This is a genomic window from Synechococcus sp. R60.1 (assembly GCF_047461835.1).
In the GTDB taxonomy this organism is placed as follows: Bacteria; Cyanobacteriota; Cyanobacteriia; order Thermostichales; family Thermostichaceae; genus Thermostichus.
The window spans coordinates 25,421-43,794 of sequence record NZ_JANSIA010000009.1 but is presented as its reverse complement, the minus strand read 5'-3'; the positions used below and the strand labels follow the sequence as shown (position 1 = coordinate 43,794).

Here is an 18,374-nt window from a genome sequence, read left to right as displayed (position 1 = left end):
TAGTAATCCGTACTGAACATATTATACATTATTTTCAGTATAGTTGAGCTTATTATTGACTAGAGTCATGCTCCCCCCAAGATCAGCAGGGCTAATCCGCCAAACATCCAATTCATCCAAGCTTGAACTTCCATGGGGGAGCTCTCCAGAATACGAGAATCCATTGGGCAGTTTTATCCTACATCTGGAGAAACGGTGCCCAGCAGCTACTGATTGGCTCGGTAAAGCAACCCCAGCCCTACGGCGGCACAGATCAAGTTGGGCAACCAAGCCGCCGTTGCCGGCCCCAGCGTCCCAATTTGTCCCAGCGCCTGGGTGATGAACAGCAGCACATAGAAGGCAAAGATAATCAGCACACTGATGCCCAACCCCAAAGAGGAACCGGTGCGCTGCGGGCGCAGCCCCAAAGGCACCCCAATCAGGGTAAACGCCAGACACGCGAAAGGAATGGCATACTTTTGGTTGAGGCTGACCTGCAGACGGCGCACCCGTTGCAGATCTCCAGAACTGGCGATCACCTCGATGTAATGCTTCAGCTCCCGAATGTTCATTTCCTCAGGGCTGCGAATCTCCTGAGCCAGCTCCAGCGGCGCGCGAGGCAGACGCAACTCCTGCCGGCTGAAGGTGGCAATGTTGCTGTAGGTGCCATCCGGAGAAACGATGTAGTTGGTGCCATCCTCAAACACCCAAAGATTCTCTTGGGGATCCCAGCGCCCCCGCTGGGCCAGCAGAATTTGGTTGAGCGCCTCGTTGGAAAAATCCAGGACGATAATGCCGCGCATTTGCTTCCCATCGAAGCTGCGGGCGTAGAACTGACGGGTTAGCCCTTGTCGCCGGGAAAAGGTGCCGTCCGGCTCAGGCATGAGGATCTCGCCAAATTCTTGGTAGAGGATATTCTCCCGCCGGAAGTCGGGATCCCGATTTAAAGCTCGGTTCAAAGTCGTGGCTGCCTGGCGATTGCTCACCGGCACCACCAGCTCATTGAACAGAAACGTTAACGTCGTCACCAGCAAGCTGAGGATGAGGGCAGGCACCATGAGGCGGTAAAGGCTCACCCCGCATCCGCGCAAGGCCGTGATCTCGTTGTCGGCAGACAAGCGCCCGTAGGCCAGCAACGTCGCCAGCAACATGGACATCGGGAACGTCAAAACGATGATCCCCGGCGCCCGCAACACAAACACCTGTAACGCCGCCGAAAGCGACAGACCCGCTTCCACCACCAGGCGCACCAGCTCAAACAGGGATCCCACCGCCATCACCAAGGTTGTGAAAGCTCCCACCCCAAAGAGAAACGGCAGCAGCATCTCCGAGAGGACATAGCGATCCATCAGGCCCACCGCGCAAACGAGGGAGAGCCTGTGGTCAGGCCGCTCGCGGGAACGGGCAGGAGGGAGAGAATGAAGTTTCACGCAACCCAAGGAAGTAGTAGGCAGGACAGCCGAAGGCTGTTAACGACTCTAGACCGGAACACTGGGCAATGAAAGGCTATCGCCTTCCTTTCTCAACCTAACCTGCCTATGATCGACCCCAAGTAAGCTCAGGCATAGAATTGGGCCGGGTTTGTCTTGGGAAGACTTTCGACATGGTTTCCTCCTCTTCCCCCTCCTGCAATCTTAGGAGTTTGCTGGAGCGGCTCCTGGAGCTGCGGCAGCAGGTTGTAGAGGGATCCCAGAAATACTTGGCCGCTTGGGGCTGCCTTACGAGCCCTCCTGCGGCCATCCACAACCTGGCGCGCTACCTGGCGCTGCGCCAACAGGATCTGCGCAGCTTGCAACTGGAGCTGGCGGCTGCGGGGCTGTCCTCGCTGGGGCGCTGTGAGTCGCGGGTTCTGGAGAGCCTGGATGCGGTGATTGCTATTTTGGCAGCCACCCAGGGTTTGACCCATACGGCACCCAGCTATGAAGAGTTTTACGCCGGGGATACGGCACTAGAGCAGCACGCCGAGGCGCTGTTTGGCCCTCCTTCTCCCCATCGCCGCGCGCGCATCATGGTGACCCTGCCCAGCGAAGCCGCCGAGCAGCCGGAGCTGTTGCTGCAGTTGTTGGAGCGGGGCATGAACGTGGCCCGCATCAACTGCGCCCACGACGAGCCCTCGGTGTGGGAGAAAATGGTGGCCCACTTGCGCCAGGCCGAAGCCCAGACCCAACGGCGTTGCAAGATTTTGCTGGACCTGGCCGGCCCCAAGATCCGCACCGGCCCAGTGGCCATGCCCCCCGGCAAAACCAAGGTGTACCGCGGGGATCGCATCCTGCTCACCGCGAAGGTTCCTGAGGCCAGCGCCGATATCTCCTGCCAGGTGACCTGCAGCCTGCCGGAGGTTTTGGCGCACCTGCAAGTGGGGGCAACCGTTTGGATCGACGACGGCAAAATCGGCGCCCGCGTGGTAAGGATCGAGCCGGCAGGCGTGGTGCTGGAGGTGGACAAAGTTGCCCCTCAGGGCAAGAAGTTGCGAGCAGAAAAAGGCCTCAATTTTCCTGACAGTCAGCTCCAGATCCGTTCCCTTACCGACAAAGACTGCCAAGACCTGGACTTTGTGGTGCGGCATGCCGACTTAGTGGGCTATTCCTTTGTCCAGCAGCCCGCGGACTTGCAGTTGCTGGTTTCTGAGCTGGAGCGGCGGCAGGCTCGCCCCGATTTGGGCTTGATCCTCAAGATGGAAACGCAGCGGGCGGTAAAAAATCTGCCGGCCTTGATCGCGACCGTTGCCGGCTGCCGGCCCCTGGGGGTGATGATTGCCCGTGGCGATCTGGCTGTGGAGATCGGTTGGCTGCGCTTGGGCGAGATCCAGGAGGAACTGCTGTGGATCTGCGAGGCAGCCCAGGTGCCGGTGGTCTGGGCTACCCAGGTGCTGGATCAGCTCACCAAGGAGGGCTTGCCCTCGCGGCCTGAGCTTTCCGATGCGGTGATGTCTGCCCGCGCCGAATGTGTGATGCTCAACAAGGGCCCCTACCTGCTGGAGGCGGTTGCCCTCCTGGATGAGCTGCTGGCCCGTATGCAGACCCACCAACACAAGAAAAGCCAACGTCTGCGGGCTCTGTACTCTTGGCGCTAGAGGCGGAACTTCTCTCCTAGGTAATACTTGCGCACCAAGGGATCCGCCGCCAGCTCCGCCGCCGTGCCCTTGGCCAAAATGGCCCCGTCGTTGAGGATATAGGCCCGGTCGGTGATCTCCAGCGTCTCCCGCACGTTGTGGTCAGTAATCAAAACACCGATGCCCCGTTGCTTGAGCTTGGCCACCACCTCCTGAATATCCGCCACCGCGATGGGATCCACCCCCGCAAAGGGCTCATCCAGCAGCAGAAATTTCGGCCCGTGGATCCCAGCGGCCAAGGCACGGGCGATCTCCGCTCGGCGACGCTCCCCCCCCGATACCTGCAGGCCCAGGCTGTGGGCCACGTGGGCGATGCGAAACTCCTCCAGCAGTTGGTTGAGCCGCTGCTGCCAAAGGCGACGGGGCACCCCTGTTTGCTCCATGATCAGCAGCAGGTTGTCTTGAATGCTGAGGCGACGAAAAATACTCGGCTCCTGGGCCAGGTAGCCGATCCCCAATTGGGCACGACGATGCATGGGCAGGTGGGTAATATCTTGGTCATCCAACCAGACATGGCCTCGGTTCGGCTGGATCAGGCCGGTCATAATGTAGAACGTGGTGGTTTTCCCCGCCCCATTGGGGCCCAGCAGCCCGACGATCTCCCCCTGCTGAATGTTTAGGCTGACGTCGCTCACCACCTCACGGCGGCCATAGCGCTTACAGATGTTTTCTAAGTAGATCTGCATAGGGCGCTGATCAATGCTCACCGATTCTGAAAGGGGCTTCTCGCCCAGACAGGGATCCTGTAGTAAGTGTCTCTCCCGAAGATGCCCCAAATCTTGCCCACAATCCAGAGAGATCTGAGCAGAATTGATCCCCTCAGGCTGACCCTGGAAGTCTTCGATACTATCATCATGACGGCGTACTGTAACTGGTTGCACCACCGCTTCAGGATGGGATCCCTGGCCTTCCCATGCTTCGCTGCCCAGCTTGCTACTGGCTCAACTCCAACTCCGATTATCGCTGTCGCCGCTGTGGGCACTTTTTGCGCCATCGCCCGCTTCCTGTTGCCGAGAAACTCAACCCAAGAAGGCCAACAACCAGCCCTGCCGGCTGGCGGGAAATCCGCTGGGATCGCGTCCTGACTTCCTCGGCAATACTCGGGGTTTTGGTGGGGTTGGGGCAACTGTCTTGGCATTGGGTGCAGCCGCTGCTCAAAGATCCACCCCTTCCCAGTGTTGGCAACGGCCCGGCAGCTTCGGGACGATAGGACTCCAAACGTCATCCCGCCCTGAGAGAGCCTGCTATCAGGTGGGCCAGACAGACCTGCGGAGTGGCCGAAGCCAGAAGATGCCACTATCATGTGACCAGCGCAGAACCATCCCCCTCTGCTGTGTCCCTTCACGTAAACCTTCAAAATTGTGAGGCTTGGTAACCATGAACCTCAATCTCAAAGTTCCCGCCATTTGGGCACTACTGGCCACGGCAGCCTTGGCTTCCTCTGCCGCAGCCACAACCTACAACTCTTGTTTTATGCGCTACCTCATGGCTTCCCGCACCTGTCCCAACTGCCGCCTGGGATCCATTGAGCTGAGCAATCTGGATTTGGCGGAGGCCAATTTCAGCGGTTCCGATCTCATCGAGGCCAATCTGGAGCGCACCATCTTGACGGGCGCCGATCTCAGCCAGTCTTACCTGGTGGGGGCCAATTTGCGGCGGGCTCAATTGAGCGGAGCCAACCTGAGTGGCGCTTACCTGGAGGGGGCAGACTTGCGGGGGGCCAACCTGCGGGGGGCCGATCTCTCTTCTGCATCCCTGTACGGCGCCGACTTGCGGGGGGCCGATCTACGCGACGCCAACCTGGTTGGGGCTGACCTGCGCTTTGCTCGCACCTGGGGCGCACGCCTGCAGGGTGCCGTTCGGGAATAGTGGCAAAGGCCGAAGCCAGCTTCCCCTCTCCCTCTCTGGGAGAGGGACTAATGAATAACGCGTACTAATTGCGTAATGCGGATGGCGAGACTCGAACTCGCAAGGCAAAGCCACACGCCCCTCAAACGTGCGCGTATACCAATTCCGCCACATCCGCTTCCGAGCCTAACCATCATAGCGACAGAGGGGTGGAGTTGTTAAGGGCATTGGCCATTTTGCAGCTATGGCTTGTCCTGCCTCGGCAAAGTTAAGGCAACTCCACCGACGTGGGCTTGGAAGCGTGGGGCAGTCCCCACCCCAACTTCTCTCGCATAACCCGGAAAAATTCCGGTCGGCGCAGGCGCATCAAATCTGTCCAATAGGGGGCACGTACCACCCGAATCTGGTCTTCCGGCATGATGTAGCAGCCGGCATTTCCATCTACCACCAAAACCAGTGGCTGAGGGGTAACGGGGCTAATCCATACCTCCTCCGAATCGGGGAAGACCAAGGCCCGCGACGCCATGGAATGGGGGCAGATGGGAATCAGCTGCAAAACCGGCACCCCCGGTGTGATCACCGGCCCACCCGCCGAGAGGGCATAGGCCGTCGAGCCGGTGGGAGTAGCCAAGATGACTCCGTCGGCAGCCACATCCAGAGGTGAGTGATCCCCGATGGTGATCTCGAAGTGGCACATGCTGGTCAAAGGCTCGCGGTGCAACACCATCTCGTTTAAGCTCAAGACCTCCCAGCGCAATTCTTGCCCTCGGTAGGCTTGCACCAGCAACATGCTGCGGCGATCCAGGGTGTATTCCCCGGCAATGGCGGCACTGGCTGCCTCTTCTAGGTGAGGAAGGTAGGTCTCCGTCAGAAAGCCCAGATGGCCCGTATTCACCGCCAACAAGGGGATCCCTTTGGGGGCCAGTTGCCGTGCTGCTGCCAAGACGGTGCCATCTCCCCCCAACACCACCGCAAACTTCATGGTTTGATCAAATCCAGCCGGGGCCAGGCTATCTACTTTGGTCAGGCAGATGGGGCTGTCGGGCTTGGCATAACCGAGGATACCGCCCCAGTTGGGGGCCACACAGACTTCCCAGCCCTGCTCCTGAAACCAGCGGGCTAGGGTTTCGCTGCTGCGTTTGGCGGCGGGTTTGGCGTCGTTGTAGAGGATCCCGGCTTTGGGCTTGGTCATGGGCAATGGGAAGGCAGAGGTGCCAAAACTCTATCAGTTCTGCAGGCCCCTCTGCTGGCCAGGTGATCCATTCCACAATTTCTGCCAGCAGACTTCGCTGATACATTGACGCTGAACAAGACGGGTAGCTTGCATGGCGAAGCCATACACTGCTGCCCGGGGCTGCAGCGATTGCATCCTGCTCGTTGCCAATCGGCAGCTCAACCCTGGCAGGGCAAGAAGCCACGAGAAGCTACGAGGAAAAACGAGTGACGGCAGGTTGGAACGAGTACCTCAATCGACAGGGCGACCCCGGTACATCAGTCGGTACTTCACCTGCGGGGTCAAGTCTTTTTGCCCTGGATCCCCTTCCGCGGTGATGGGTTGTGGAGGGGCGGTGGGAGAGTGGGCGCTCGGCTGCGGGGGAGGGGTGGAAGAAGATGTACGGCTGACCTCCGCCGGCCATAAGCCCGCTTGCTTCAGAGCCCTGTGGAGCGCCTCCGTGTCAATAGGCAAAAACCACCTGGCAGCCTCGTAAATCCGTTCGAGGGAGTGGAGAAGGTCGCCGGCCTCCGCCAAGCCAGGGATCACATCTGCTGCCCCCTGGTAGATTGCCCAGCGCCGCTCTGCGGGCTCGATGTGGCGGCGGGGGTGATGAGTCAGGATAACAGGGATGTTGGGCAGCTTGCTTTGGCACTCTCGACAAAAGGCATAGGGGTTAAACAGCCCCGTCGTCATGTCCACCACCATCAGATCCAGAGGCTGACTTGCTGCCACCTCCAGCAGATCTTCACGCGGGGAAACCAGCACCACAGAGTGCCCCTGAGACTCCAGCGCCAACTTCCAGAGATGAATTTGCGAGGGCTGGCCCTGAGCTAGCAGTATGGTTTTTCTCACAGTGGATGGAGATATGCGAGTAGAAGGAAAGGCAAAGGCTTGCACCACTTAATAATCCGTCGTACGCCAGAATCTTGTGCGGGGCGTAATGTAGCATTCTTAGGGGAAGCAAATGGTAACCGGATATACAGATATACAAGTATTGCGGTTTAAGCCCGACGCTTCATACCCTTAAACCTGGATCCCCAGCAGCCGACAGCCCATTTCTGGGTGCGGCCTGTCCAATGGCCTCAATGTTTCTCCTGCTCAACCCAATCCGGGATCCCTTCTTTCTCACTTTCCAATTCAGCTTGCAGGGCCTGCAACTCTTCCGGAGACAGCGAGTGGAGTTTCTCTTGAAGTTGCTGGGTCTCGAAGCTGGCCCATTGAGCCTTCAGGGTCATTTCCCCCCGCAGCACCCGCTTCAGGTAGCCAAAAGTCCACCCCAAGCAGGCCAATAGAAGCACCACGCTCGATATCTGCTGCGCGGCCCCCGTATCCAAGCCCGCCCAAAGCAGCAGGCCGTAGAGGATCCCTCCCCCCAACAGCAGGGCTAAGCCTATAGCAAGAACATCCAATCTGCGCATGGCTCAGTGAACCGACAAACGGCTGACCTTACAGCGACCGAGGCTTGGGCCGGAACGTCATGAAGGGAGCCAAGAGCACCATGCCGGGAAAGAAAAACAAGACCAAGAAAAACATCAGCACCTTTTCCCAAGCACTGCCTGAAGTCCAGCGTTTGTCCACGTACAGCAGAGACAACAGAGGCAGCACCAGCAGATAGAGAACAGCCAAACCGGCATAAGTTAACCCAATCAACGATGGAGTAGAAGCCATGTCGAGTGCGCTCCGCAGCTAGACCTATGTCCAACAAATCTAACAGGATTGTAAAGGGATTTGTCAGCTTGGGGGAGTTCGTAACTCAGCCAACTGACCACAAACTGACTACAAGCTGGTGCTGATCGCCCCAACGGGGCAGGTGGCAACACACTGTTCGCACATGACACAGCGGTTGCGAGAGAACTCCAGCTTCCAGTTGGGAGCAGAAATCTTCAGGGCCTCGGTTGGGCAAACTCCCGTACACAATCCACAGTCCACGCACAAGTCTGGGTCGATTTGAATTTCCTTGGCCCGTTCAGTCACCTCAATGCCCAAAGACTGTACCCATTCCAATCCTGCTTCCACCTGGTCGATATCCCCCGACAGCTCCACCACCAAAGTACCCACTTCGTTGGGGGCTACCCTGGCGCGCACGATATTGGCAGCCACATCGAAGTCTTTGGCCAACCGATAGGTGAGAGGCACATTCACCAAATGGCGGGGGAAAATGAGGGTGACTCGTTTGCGCACGGATCTTGAGTGTTTTGAGTGCAGCAACTTCCTTCAGTATGGCAGGCTTGTGAGGTTCAGTTTGGCCGTGAATGCAGCTCACTTCCACCCTCCACAGGACACCCAAGGCGAACCCCACAGCGGTAGGGCGGGGCTTTGAACCCAGTTTTTCGGTGAGCTCAGCTTCTTGGGAAGATCACCAGAGGCAGCGCGTGAGACAACGGCGCCATTATCAGCGTGCCCCTCTCACCAAAAGCTATCTGTGGAAGCCGACCCAGAGCCTGCCACAATAGGATGGAGAGCGTCCCCGATCCCTATGAACCCATCTTTTGCTCAGCCCCGTCTCAACTCAGAGCAGTACCGCCAGATGCTGGTGCGGGATGGCGAGCGTCGCTTCCGCGAGTGGCACACGGCCTTCCTCAAGTACCAACGGCAGTTTTTGCAAGAGATGAAGCAACTGCGTCTCCAGGGTTCCTTGCATCACTGAATGGTTAATGCCCACCGTCCCCACCTTGCACCCGCTGCCAGTCTTCTCCAAGCCCGATCCCTCCCCAAGGCCTACGGCCTGCCAAGGCGAACGGCAAGAAACCTTGGAATTGCTGGAGTGGCCCCGCCTTTGTCAGCACTTGGCCACCTTTGCGGCCACACCCTTGGGCCGCCGCGCCTGCTTGGAGCTGGATCCCTGGCAGAGCCGCGCCGACAGCGAAGCCTACCTTGAGCAGACGGAAGAGGCGATCCGCCTCGATCGCACACAGGCGGGGGGCCTTTCCATGGCAGGGATCCACAACTTGCTGCCGGCTTTGGAACGGGCCGAACGGGGGGGGATCCTGAGCGGGGAAGAGCTGGTGCAGATCGCTACAACTCTGGGGGCAGCCCGCCGCATCCGCCGCCTGATCGATGATCATGACCATCTGCCCCACCTGCAGGCCTGGGTGAGCAACCTGCGCACCTACCCGGAGCTGGAGCAGGAGATCTTCCGCTGCCTGGAGGAGCATGGTGAGGTGCGGGACAGCGCCAGCCCTACCCTTGCGGATCTGCGCCAGCAGCAACGGCGGCAACGCAGCCAGATCCAGGAGCGCCTGCAACAGTTGATGAGCCAGTACCCCCAGGCGCTGCAGGATACCCTGATTGGCCAGCGGCAGGGACGGTTTGTCCTGATGGTCAAGGCCACCCATCGGGATCTCATCCGCGGCATTGTGCATGACAGCTCTGCCAGTGGGGCCACCCTCTATGTGGAGCCCTACGCCGTGGTGGAACTGGGCAACCGCTGGCGAGAAACCCAAGCTCAGATTCAGGCGGAGGAAGAGCGGATCTTAGCCGCGCTCTCGGCTCAGGTGGCCTCCGTCGCCACCGATCTGGAGCATCTGCAGGGGGTGATGGTGGGGTTGGATGTGGCTCTGGCTCGGGGTCGCTACAGCCTCTGGCTGGAGGGCAATCGTCCCCAGTTTGTCTCGGCAGGATTGCGCCTGCGTCAGGCCAAGCACCCTCTGCTGCTCTGGCAGTCCCGCGCCGCCGCCCCTTCGGAGGGTCAAGGTTCTGCCGTTGTCCCCATCGACTTCACCCTCGCGGACTCCATTCGTGTCGTGGTTATCACCGGCCCCAACACCGGCGGCAAAACCGTTGCCCTGAAAACCCTGGGCCTGCTGGTGCTCATGGCCAAGGCGGGGATCTTCCTGCCGGCTCAGGATCCGCCCCAGCTGCCTTGGTTCGACGGGGTTTACGCCGACATTGGGGACGAGCAGTCGCTGCAACAAAATCTCTCCACCTTTTCGGGGCACATCCGCCGCATCAGCCGCATGGTACAGGCCCTGCAGTCCACTCCAGAGCCGGCCCTTGTCCTGTTGGATGAGGTGGGGGCGGGCACGGATCCCACCGAAGGAGCTGCCCTGGCGGCTGGGCTATTGGAGTACCTCTCGGAAAGGGCACTGCTCACCCTGGCTACCACCCACTACGGCGAGCTAAAGGCCCTGAAATACCAACATCCCGGCTTTGAAAATGCCTCAGTGGAGTTCGACGAGGTCACCCTGGCCCCCACCTATCGCCTCTTGTGGGGGATCCCAGGCCGCTCCAACGCCTTGACCATTGCCCAACGGCTGCAGTTGGATCCAGAGATTCTGCGGCGGGCCCAGCGGCACCTGCAAGGGGAAAGCCAGGTGGATAGGGTCATTGCCGGCCTGGAAGCGCAGCGGGCTCAATTGGAAGAGCGGGCGGCCCAGGTGGGATCCCTGCATCGAGAGCTGGAGAGCCTACATCAACAAATGCAGCAGCGCAGCCGCCAAATCGCCGAGCGAGAAGCCCGGCTGGAGCAGAAGCAAAACCAAGAACTGCAAGCCCTGTTGGCTGCTGCCCGTCAGGAAGTGGCTGCCGCCATCCGCAAATTGCAGCAGGGAGAGGATCCCCAACGCATTACTGCCGAGCTGGCGCAAATCCAGCAGCGCTACTCTCCCCCACCGCCGCCTGTGGATATGGAGTTTGTGCCAGAGGTGGGAGATCGGGTGCGGCTGAGAGGCTTGGGGCAGACGGGAGAGGTGATCGCCATCGAAGGAGATGTATATGTGGTGCGCAGCGGCATCCTCAAATTCACAGTGCCACGGGGGCAGTTGGATCCCATCGATGAACACCAGGCCAAGCAGCGCCAACGCCCCAAAGCCCCACCTCCCTCCCCTGCAGCCACCGCTCCCCTGAACCTGCGCACCAGCCAGAACACCCTCGATCTGAGGGGGAAAACCGTTGCTGATGCTGAGGCCATTCTGGAACAGCACTTTGCCCAAGCTCCTCCCGGCCCGGTTTGGATCATCCACGGCCACGGCACAGGGCGCCTGAAAGCCGGCGTCCAGGCTTATCTCCAAAATCACCCGCGCGTTCAGCGTTTTTCAGCCGCTGATCCCGAAGACGGCGGTACTGGAGTGACCGTGGCTCATTTACAGTGAGGCTTGTACAGTGAGGCTTGCCAGTGCCAGAAGGGAGTAGAGGTGGTCGCGTTGGCATTCTCGAGTCGGAGACCGGACAAGTGCCGGGCAATGTCTCAAGCTTGACTGTGGAGCACTGCCGCTGCTGAGCTGACGGGCTGGGATCCCTTCTGTTGTCGCTGGCTTTGCCAGAGCCAGTAGCCCCGCACCAGTTGGCTATCCCCAATGAGCTTCAACATCACCGCCACCGTTGCACCTGTCCAACTGAGAGGCCCAAAGGCGGCGCCTGCTGCTGCCAACAGCGCCAACCCAGAAAGATTTAGCCCCAAGCCTTGCACCCACATCCACAAGACAGTCTCGCGCTCTGACATCTGTCAGCTCCTAGAGGAGAAATAGGATAGCCCTACTGTCCTGAATCTGAGCGGAGACGGGGATGGGGTTGAGCCTTGACACCGCTGCCCAAAGCTGCACACTTGAGGGGGGCATATTCCCCCTACGGATGGGCTGCTTCACCCAGCCACTCCTGCAATCGGGCCAGAGCCAGCCGCTTCTGGGCAGCGGAGCGTATCGTGCCCTCCGTGAGCCGATTGAAGCCATGCACCAACCCCTTGCCCCCCAAAGCCACCAGCGTTACCCGATGGGTTTGCCCTGGCTCAAAACGCACTGCGTTGCCGGAAGGGATGTTGAGGCGCATGCCAAAGCTGGCGGCGCGATCGAAAACCAGGGCTCGGTTCACCTCAAAAAAGTGAAAATGGGATCCCACCTGAATGGGCCGATCCCCTCGGTTGGTAACCTCCAGGGTCACGGTGGCCCGTCCGACGTTGGCTTGGATGGGATCCTCTGCCAGCAACAGTTCCCCTGGGATCAGGGCCGGCTCTGCGTTGGCAGCAGGGTTGGTTCTGGATTGGCGAGCCATGGGGACGACCTCCTGAAGTCTCTGGGTCTTTGGAGCACCTGGGGGATCCCTAGCGAATGGGGTGGTGTAGGGTAACCAGCTTGGTTCCGTCGGGGAAAGTAGCCTCCACTTGAATTTCCGGGATCATCTCTGGGATCCCGGGCATCACGTCCTCGCGGGTCAGCCACGTCAGCCCCTCGCTCATCAATTGGGCGACTGTTTTCCCCTCCCGCGCCCCTTCCAAGACTGCTGCGCTCAAGTAGGCCACCGCCTCAGGGTAATTGAGTTTGAGGCCCCGCTGCCGCCGATCCCGAGCCAACTGGGCAGCCAGGTAGATCAACAACTTGTCTTTCTCCTGGGGGGATAAGTACATGGGGCAACCTCAAAGATACAAAAGGATACAGGGGGGACAGCAGCAGGCCCAGTTGGCCTAGAGTTGACTCAACTTTATATCACCTCTGGGCAAAAAAAGGGGTCTAGGCTAGAGGGGATTTCCCTTTCTCCTGCACAACCCACAGCCTCAACCTCTTTCGGCATTGGGTGTTGCGACTCCCTTCCTGGGCAACCCGTCATGAAAGAGTAACAATAGATGCATACAGATGTATTTAGACGCGAAAGTTTGTCTAGATTCGTATCTCAACCCTGAGTTGGTTTATCCTGGAGCAATTTACCGGCTCTGTATTAACAGTTTCCTTTGATAGGCGTTGACTGGGTTCTTTTGATCGGCTATGAAACTCGAACTGACTCCCCGCCAGCGGAAGATTCTCTGGGCGACAGTGCGTAGCTACATTGCTACAGCTGAACCTGTCGGTTCCAAAACCTTGGCCCAGTCCTACAACTTTGGGGTAAGCACGGCCACCATTCGCAACGACTTGGCCACCCTTGAGCAAGTGGGATTGCTGTTTCAGCCTCACACCTCCGCCGGACGGGTTCCTTCCGACTTTGGCTATCGGGTTTATGTCAACGATTTGTTGACCTCTGCCAACAGCGGTGGGATCCCCCACGATGCTCCTCAGCCGGATCCCCATCCTGCCCTGCAACAGTTGATGGATCAGCTTGGCCGTGAGCTGGGAGATGACTTGGACAGTCTCCTACAAAGGGTGGCCCAGCTTTTGGCCCATCTGAGCGGTTGCATTGCTCTTATCACCCCTCCTCAGGGGCCGGTGGTAGCCATTCATCATGTGCAGTTGGTGTCGGTAGCGCCAGGGCGGGTGATGGTGTTGGTGGTAACCGACTCCTATCAAACCCATTCAGCTCTGGTCAGCCCCCCCGACTGGCCCAGCGACTCCCGAGAGGATTTGGAAGATGAATTGCAATTGCTCAGCAACTTTCTCACCCTGAAGCTGCGGGGCAAAACCTTTGCCGAGTTGCAGGATCTGAGCTGGCTGAAACTGGATGAAGAATTTCGTACCTACGGCCATTGGCTCCAGCAACTGCTGCGCTCGGTGGTGCAACGCTGTCTACAGCCCTCTCTGGGGCAGGTGTTCAGTGCCGGTATGGCCGAGTTGATGCGTCAGCCGGAGTTTTCCCAGGCCCGGCAGGTGCAGGCAGTGATGCAGTTGATCGAGGAGGGAGCCAAGCAACTTCAGGGGATGATTGGGCTCCATTTTGCCGATGGGGGTTTGCCCTCTCTGCCGAGCTCAACGGAGATGGATCAGGAGTCGGGACAGTCTGCCCGCAAGACCCCGGTGATCATCTACATTGGCAGCGAGAATCCACTGGAGTCTCTGCACCACTGTACGGTTATCGCCTCCACTTACCACCGTCGCTCAGCTCCTCTGGGTACGGTCACCTTGCTGGGGCCGACCCGAATGGCCTACGAGCGCAGCATTGCTGCTGTGCAGGCGGTGGCCTCTCATCTGACCCGGGCTCTTGCCTAAGGGATCCCATGAAGGCAGGCAGGGTCTGGGTTGCACCTGAGCAATAACAAGCTGTGGCCAGGCTCTCTCCTCTCCACCTGCGGGTACAGTGCGCCATTCGGCAGCGGCAACTTCTTCACCCTGGCCAGCGGCTGCTGGTGGCTTTTTCGGGCGGGCAAGATTCTTTTTGCCTGCTCCAAATCCTGCGGGATCTACAGCCTCGCTGGGGCTGGCAGCTCTTCGTTTTGCATTGCGATCACCGCTGGTCGGCAGATGAAACGGAGTGTGCTCGCTTTTTGCAGGGGTGGCTGCAGCAGCAGGGACTGCCTCATGCCGTTGAGACTGCGGATCCCATCCGCCGAGACGAAGCAGGGGCCAGGGCTTGGCGCTACCAACAACTGGAGAAATGGGCCCGCACCTGGGACTGCAGCGCCGTGGTGATGGGGCATACGGCCAGCGACCGGGCCGAGACATTTTTATGGAACTTGCTGCGAGGGACAGGAGCCGCCGGGCTGAGCAGCCTAGATTGGCAGCGTCGCCTGGACAACCGGGATCCCACCTCTGCCCAAGTGGTGCGACCCCTGCTGGAGCTATACCGTTGGGAAACCGAACAATTTTGCCAGCAGCACCAATTGCCGGTCTGGCCGGATCGCAGCAACCAAGATCTGGCCCATTGCCGCAACCGTCTCCGCCTGGAGGTGATGCCCTACTTGAAGCAGCACTTTAATCCGCAACTGGAAGCGGCCCTGAATCGGGCTGCCACGCTGCTCCAAGCAGAACATGAGCTGGTGGTAGCCCAAGCAGCTCAGCTATGGCAGCAGGTGTATGAGCCCGCTTTGCCAGGGCTGCGACGGGATCCCTTGCGGGCTGCCCCCTTGGCTCTGCAGCGGCAGGTAATGTTCCAGTTTTTGTCCCTGGTGTTGCCCCACCACCCCACCTTTGAACAGGTAGAAGCCGGGATCCAGCTCTTAAAAGCAGACCGAGGCAGCCGTAGCCCCGATTATCCAGGTGGGCACTGGCTGGAAGTGAAAGGGGATCACTTGGTTTGTTTCCATTAATTTTTCCATTAATTCCACTTCCCCGAAGGGAAGCGACTGATTCATTAATAGTAAGTATCACCACTGATTGTGGCAATACTTGGATACGATTAGCATCTTATGGTAATAATACAGGCCCGAGTCCATTGGCTACAGCACCTGATATGACCACTGCATTTGTACCTACCCCATCACAATGGGCAACCAAGACAATAGATTTAAGCCCGTATGCTTCTCAAACCGCCGCCAGAATCGGATTCCAATTGCGAAGTGGATGGGGAAATGTTACTTATCTGGATGATATAAACATTAGTGCTGCAACCAATACACCACCAAGCGCTTCTTTTAATGTTTCATCAACTAACATCTGTGCAGGGCAAAGTATTACATTTACCAATACATCTACCAATGCTACTTCCTATAGCTGGTCCTTCCCCGGCGGAACTCCTTCAACAAGTACGGCTGCCAGTCCTACTGTAACATTTAATTCAGCGGGGACATATACTGTAACATTAATAGCTAGCAATTTAAACGGAACAAACACGGCAACAGCCAGTATTGTGGTGAATCCTTTGCCCACACCTACTATAAGTGGTGGCGGTACTATTTGTCAGGGAAGCTCTGTAAATCTTACTGCTTCTGGTGGTAATAGTTTTACTTGGAATACAGGTGCTAATACTGCTTCCATCAATGTAAGCCCTGCATCCACTACTACCTATACCGTTACAGCCACAGCTACTAACGGATGTACAGCAACTGCCACTGCATCGGTTACAGTACTTAACTGTTCTTCGCTGGATGAAGTGATGAATACCTCCAACTTTTTGGTGTATCCCAATCCGGCTACTGATATGATTACCATTGCTCTGCAATTGGCTTCTGCCGAACCGTTGAAAGGAGAACTGATGACAACACTGGGTCAGGTGTTGCAGCAATTTACCATTGCTCCATCTCAGCAGCAAATAACTTTGATCACAGACGGATTGTCTTCTGGAATTTATCTTCTTAGAATATCTGACGGAAAACAAGCGATAACACAACGCATCATGGTTGTAAAATAAATCAGAAAGCCCCGGTTACGGGGCTTTTTTGTTTGTGTTTTCTTACTAGGATTAAGCAATGATAGTCTTTGAAAATTCTTCGCAGAATGTGCGTATCTCATTTCGAACCATACGAAATGCATGCATAATTTCTTCTTCACTTCCGGTTGCTTTGTCAGGATCAGAAAAACTATGATGTATGCGAATGGAATTACCTGGTATGTACGGACAGTTTTCTCTGGCATGATCACATACCGTGATGATGTAATCAAAGGGTATGTTTAAGTATTCATTTACATGGTTGCTGGTATGATGACTGATATCAATTCCATCTTCCTTCATGATTTGTATGGCTCTCGGATTTACGCCATGTATCTCAATACCGGCACTGTAAATATGAGCTTTACCTTGTAACAGATTTTCTAAATAACCATGTACCATTTGACTACGGGAGCTATTACCTGTGCATAAAACCAAGATTTTTTTCATTTAATACCTCCAACTGTTAGCGATGGCTACCAACGATAACATGATGGGTACTTCTATGAGTACACCAACCACCGTGGCTAACGACGCACCTGAATTAAGACCAAAAAGTGATATGGCCACGGCAACTGCGAGTTCAAAAAAATTACTGGCACCAATCATCGCAGCCGGTGCACAAACCGGATGTGATAAACGGAGCAATTTTCCACCCAGCCAGGTTATAAAAAATATGAAGTAGGTTTGAATGGTCAGTGGTATGGCTATCAACAAAATGGTGTATGGATGATCCAGTATGTGTTCGCCCTGAAAGGCAAAGAGTAAAACCAGGGTTGAAAGCAATGCTAGTATGGAAACAGGACGAAGTGCCGGAAGAAATTTTTGTTCAAACCAATCCTTTCCTTTTCGTTGAGGCAATATCCGATTGGTCAGATAACCCGTAGTTAGCGGTATAACAACAAAAACAACCACCGAAGTAATCAGTACTTCATACGGTATCTGTATGTTGGTTACTCCCAGCAGCCATTTTACAATGGGTACAAATGCAACCGGCAGAATAAGATCGTTGACTGAAACTTGTATTAACGTATAATTGGCATCGCCTTTTACCAAATAACTCCACACAAACACCATGGCTGTGCAGGGTGCGGCACCCAGCAGAATGGCGCCTGCCAGGTACTGGTCTGCATCTTCCGGAGTGATCCAGGTAGCATACAGATTTTTAAAGAAAATCCATCCAAACAATGCCATGGTGAAAGGTTTGATCAGCCAGTTTACAGTAACTGTCAGCGCCAGCCCTTTCCAATTTTTTGAAACACCGCCTATCGATGAAAAATCAATCTGTACCATCATCGGGTAGATCATCATCCAAACCAACACCGCTACCGGAATGTTGATGGTATATATCTGCCAGCTTTCAAGCACCGAAACAGAATTCCCCAGTATTTTCCCAAGACCAATGCCTGCAGCAATGCATAGCGAGACCCAAACGGTAAGGTATTTTTCAAAAAACTTCATGGGTTGAAATTTAATTACAGCGTTTCCATTAATTCCACTTCCCCGAAGGGAAGCGACTCCCCCCCCATTATAACCCTTGCCCAGAGGTCTTGTTTTCGGCTGCAATTTCCCCTTGTTTTTCTCCGCCGAGGGGCCTGAAACCCTTGCCCAGAGCGGGATCGACCGGGTCAACGGAAGAATCAGGGTTTGAGGTTTGTCGCCGACCCTGTCGCTAACCATGTTGGTGTAGAAATTAACATGGATCCTGGGGTCGCTGCCTGGATAGGTTGGGGGCTTGGGCCAGCCCTGGGCAATGGGGCTTGCTGGTGGCGTCCGTAGAACAGAGTCTATGAGAGAATCTCTCGGCCCAACCGTGGGAAAAGTGTCGAGCATGTTAAAAGTAGACGAAAATGAGATCTCGATAGGATGCCAGTTTGCCTATCAACTGTTGTCGCTATAGTGGCTGAACACCATGCTGGATCCCCTTTTGGAAGAGAAAATCCGTGAGCAAATCCGCACCCACAAGGTGCTCATCTACATGAAGGGCACCCCGGAAATGCCCCAATGTGGGTTTTCCTATGCCGCCGTTCGTGTGCTGGATAGTTTGGGCTTCCCCTACACGGCGATTAACGTACTCGAGGATCCTGAGATCCGCCAGGGGATTAAAGAGTTTTCCAACTGGCCTACTATCCCGCAGATTTATATTGATGGGGAGTTTGTGGGCGGTTGCGACATCATCCAAGAGATGCACGCCCGCAACGAGCTGCGTCCGCTGGTCGAGGCAGCCTTTGCTAAGGCCACGGCTCAATCTTAAGGGATCCCATCTCATCCAGAGGGGTT

21 protein-coding genes and 1 tRNA gene are annotated in these 18,374 nt (G+C 56.7%); 9 read left to right on the top strand and 13 right to left on the bottom strand.

The window, feature by feature from the left end; genetic code table 11:
• Window positions 1-206: 206 nt before the first annotated feature.
• Complete coding sequence (locus tag NW834_RS02735; protein ID WP_414419239.1) at window positions 207-1,328, bottom strand: LptF/LptG family permease; 1,122 nt, start codon at window positions 1,326-1,328, stop codon at window positions 207-209.
• 254 nt (window positions 1,329-1,582) lie between these two features.
• On the opposite strand from NW834_RS02735, the gene NW834_RS02730 reads away from it, so the two are divergent.
• Window positions 1,583-3,052, top strand: a complete 1,470-nt coding sequence (locus NW834_RS02730) for a pyruvate kinase (RefSeq protein ID WP_041436732.1) — start codon at window positions 1,583-1,585, stop codon at window positions 3,050-3,052.
• Here the strand turns inward: NW834_RS02730 and lptB are convergent.
• The gene (gene lptB, locus NW834_RS02725) at window positions 3,049-3,777 is read right to left on the bottom strand and encodes an LPS export ABC transporter ATP-binding protein (RefSeq protein ID WP_011433949.1); all 729 of its coding nucleotides are present in this window, start codon (window positions 3,775-3,777) and stop codon (window positions 3,049-3,051) included. The two genes, NW834_RS02730 and lptB, sit on opposite strands and share 4 nt — an antisense overlap.
• A 227-nt stretch (window positions 3,778-4,004) precedes the next feature.
• Between lptB and NW834_RS02720 the strand changes: the two genes are divergently transcribed.
• Together NW834_RS02720 and NW834_RS02715 are read left to right on the top strand one after the other, a co-directional pair.
• On the top strand, window positions 4,005-4,301 hold the full coding sequence (locus NW834_RS02720; protein WP_011433947.1) for a hypothetical protein: 297 nt from the start codon (window positions 4,005-4,007) through the stop codon (window positions 4,299-4,301).
• Window positions 4,302-4,468: 167 nt separating this feature from the next.
• Window positions 4,469-4,960, top strand: a complete 492-nt coding sequence (locus tag NW834_RS02715; protein ID WP_414332111.1) for a pentapeptide repeat-containing protein — start codon at window positions 4,469-4,471, stop codon at window positions 4,958-4,960.
• Window positions 4,961-5,036: 76 nt separating this feature from the next.
• Here NW834_RS02715 and NW834_RS02710 read toward each other — a convergent pair.
• The 6 genes from NW834_RS02710 to NW834_RS02685 form a co-directional block, all read right to left on the bottom strand.
• Window positions 5,037-5,117, bottom strand: a tRNA-Leu gene (locus tag NW834_RS02710).
• 90 nt (window positions 5,118-5,207) lie between these two features.
• Window positions 5,208-6,131 (bottom strand): NAD(+) kinase, encoded by a 924-nt coding sequence (locus tag NW834_RS02705; RefSeq protein ID WP_011433945.1) that lies wholly within the window; start codon window positions 6,129-6,131, stop codon window positions 5,208-5,210.
• Window positions 6,132-6,404: 273 nt separating this feature from the next.
• A complete protein-coding gene (locus NW834_RS02700) occupies window positions 6,405-6,950 on the bottom strand; it encodes a response regulator (RefSeq protein ID WP_414426211.1) in 546 nt (181 codons plus the stop codon).
• 287 nt (window positions 6,951-7,237) lie between these two features.
• On the bottom strand, window positions 7,238-7,573 hold the full coding sequence (locus tag NW834_RS02695) for a DUF3007 family protein (protein WP_414419240.1): 336 nt from the start codon (window positions 7,571-7,573) through the stop codon (window positions 7,238-7,240).
• A gap of 28 nt (window positions 7,574-7,601) precedes the next feature.
• A complete protein-coding gene (ndhL, locus tag NW834_RS02690; protein ID WP_011433942.1) occupies window positions 7,602-7,823 on the bottom strand; it encodes an NAD(P)H-quinone oxidoreductase subunit L in 222 nt (73 codons plus the stop codon).
• A 108-nt stretch (window positions 7,824-7,931) separates the two neighbouring features.
• On the bottom strand, window positions 7,932-8,336 hold the full coding sequence (locus NW834_RS02685) for an NIL domain-containing protein (protein ID WP_011433941.1): 405 nt from the start codon (window positions 8,334-8,336) through the stop codon (window positions 7,932-7,934).
• 295 nt (window positions 8,337-8,631) lie between these two features.
• On the opposite strand from NW834_RS02685, the gene NW834_RS02680 reads away from it, so the two are divergent.
• Together NW834_RS02680 and NW834_RS02675 are read left to right on the top strand one after the other, a co-directional pair.
• Window positions 8,632-8,802, top strand: coding sequence for a hypothetical protein (locus tag NW834_RS02680; RefSeq protein WP_414329021.1), 171 nt, complete (start codon window positions 8,632-8,634; stop codon window positions 8,800-8,802).
• Window positions 8,803-8,809: 7 nt separating this feature from the next.
• Window positions 8,810-11,245, top strand: coding sequence for an endonuclease MutS2 (locus NW834_RS02675; protein WP_414419241.1), 2,436 nt, complete (start codon window positions 8,810-8,812; stop codon window positions 11,243-11,245).
• Window positions 11,246-11,340: 95 nt separating this feature from the next.
• Here the strand turns inward: NW834_RS02675 and NW834_RS02670 are convergent, their stop codons facing one another.
• The 3 genes from NW834_RS02670 to NW834_RS02660 all read right to left on the bottom strand — a co-directional run bounded on the left by NW834_RS02670 (window position 11,341) and on the right by NW834_RS02660 (window position 12,492).
• Window positions 11,341-11,595, bottom strand: a complete 255-nt coding sequence (locus NW834_RS02670) for a hypothetical protein (protein ID WP_011433939.1) — start codon at window positions 11,593-11,595, stop codon at window positions 11,341-11,343.
• A 122-nt stretch (window positions 11,596-11,717) separates the two neighbouring features.
• Window positions 11,718-12,092 carry an urease subunit beta gene (locus NW834_RS02665; RefSeq protein ID WP_414332421.1) on the bottom strand — a complete coding sequence of 125 codons (375 nt, stop codon included), beginning with the start codon at window positions 12,090-12,092 and terminating at the stop codon, window positions 11,718-11,720.
• Between the two features lie 97 nt (window positions 12,093-12,189).
• Complete coding sequence (locus NW834_RS02660) at window positions 12,190-12,492, bottom strand: urease subunit gamma (RefSeq protein WP_011433938.1); 303 nt, start codon at window positions 12,490-12,492, stop codon at window positions 12,190-12,192.
• Between the two features lie 355 nt (window positions 12,493-12,847).
• Between NW834_RS02660 and hrcA the strand changes: the two genes are divergently transcribed.
• The 3 genes from hrcA to NW834_RS02645 all read left to right on the top strand — a co-directional run bounded on the left by hrcA (window position 12,848) and on the right by NW834_RS02645 (window position 16,076).
• Window positions 12,848-13,999 carry a heat-inducible transcriptional repressor HrcA gene (gene hrcA, locus NW834_RS02655; RefSeq protein WP_414344420.1) on the top strand — a complete coding sequence of 384 codons (1,152 nt, stop codon included), beginning with the start codon at window positions 12,848-12,850 and terminating at the stop codon, window positions 13,997-13,999.
• A 53-nt stretch (window positions 14,000-14,052) separates the two neighbouring features.
• On the top strand, window positions 14,053-15,036 hold the full coding sequence (tilS, locus tag NW834_RS02650; RefSeq protein ID WP_414419242.1) for a tRNA lysidine(34) synthetase TilS: 984 nt from the start codon (window positions 14,053-14,055) through the stop codon (window positions 15,034-15,036).
• Between the two features lie 143 nt (window positions 15,037-15,179).
• The gene (locus tag NW834_RS02645) at window positions 15,180-16,076 is read left to right on the top strand and encodes a T9SS type A sorting domain-containing protein (protein WP_414419243.1); all 897 of its coding nucleotides are present in this window, start codon (window positions 15,180-15,182) and stop codon (window positions 16,074-16,076) included.
• Between the two features lie 51 nt (window positions 16,077-16,127).
• On the opposite strand, the gene NW834_RS02640 is transcribed toward NW834_RS02645, so the two are convergent.
• Both NW834_RS02640 and arsB read right to left on the bottom strand, forming a co-directional pair.
• On the bottom strand, window positions 16,128-16,544 hold the full coding sequence (locus NW834_RS02640) for an arsenate reductase ArsC (RefSeq protein WP_414328749.1): 417 nt from the start codon (window positions 16,542-16,544) through the stop codon (window positions 16,128-16,130).
• Window positions 16,545-17,555, bottom strand: a complete 1,011-nt coding sequence (gene arsB, locus NW834_RS02635; RefSeq protein WP_414328751.1) for an ACR3 family arsenite efflux transporter — start codon at window positions 17,553-17,555, stop codon at window positions 16,545-16,547.
• A 454-nt stretch (window positions 17,556-18,009) separates the two neighbouring features.
• Between arsB and grxD the strand changes: the two genes are divergently transcribed.
• Window positions 18,010-18,348, top strand: coding sequence for a Grx4 family monothiol glutaredoxin (gene grxD / locus NW834_RS02630; protein WP_041437553.1), 339 nt, complete (start codon window positions 18,010-18,012; stop codon window positions 18,346-18,348).
• The last annotated feature ends 26 nt before the right edge of the window (window positions 18,349-18,374 follow it).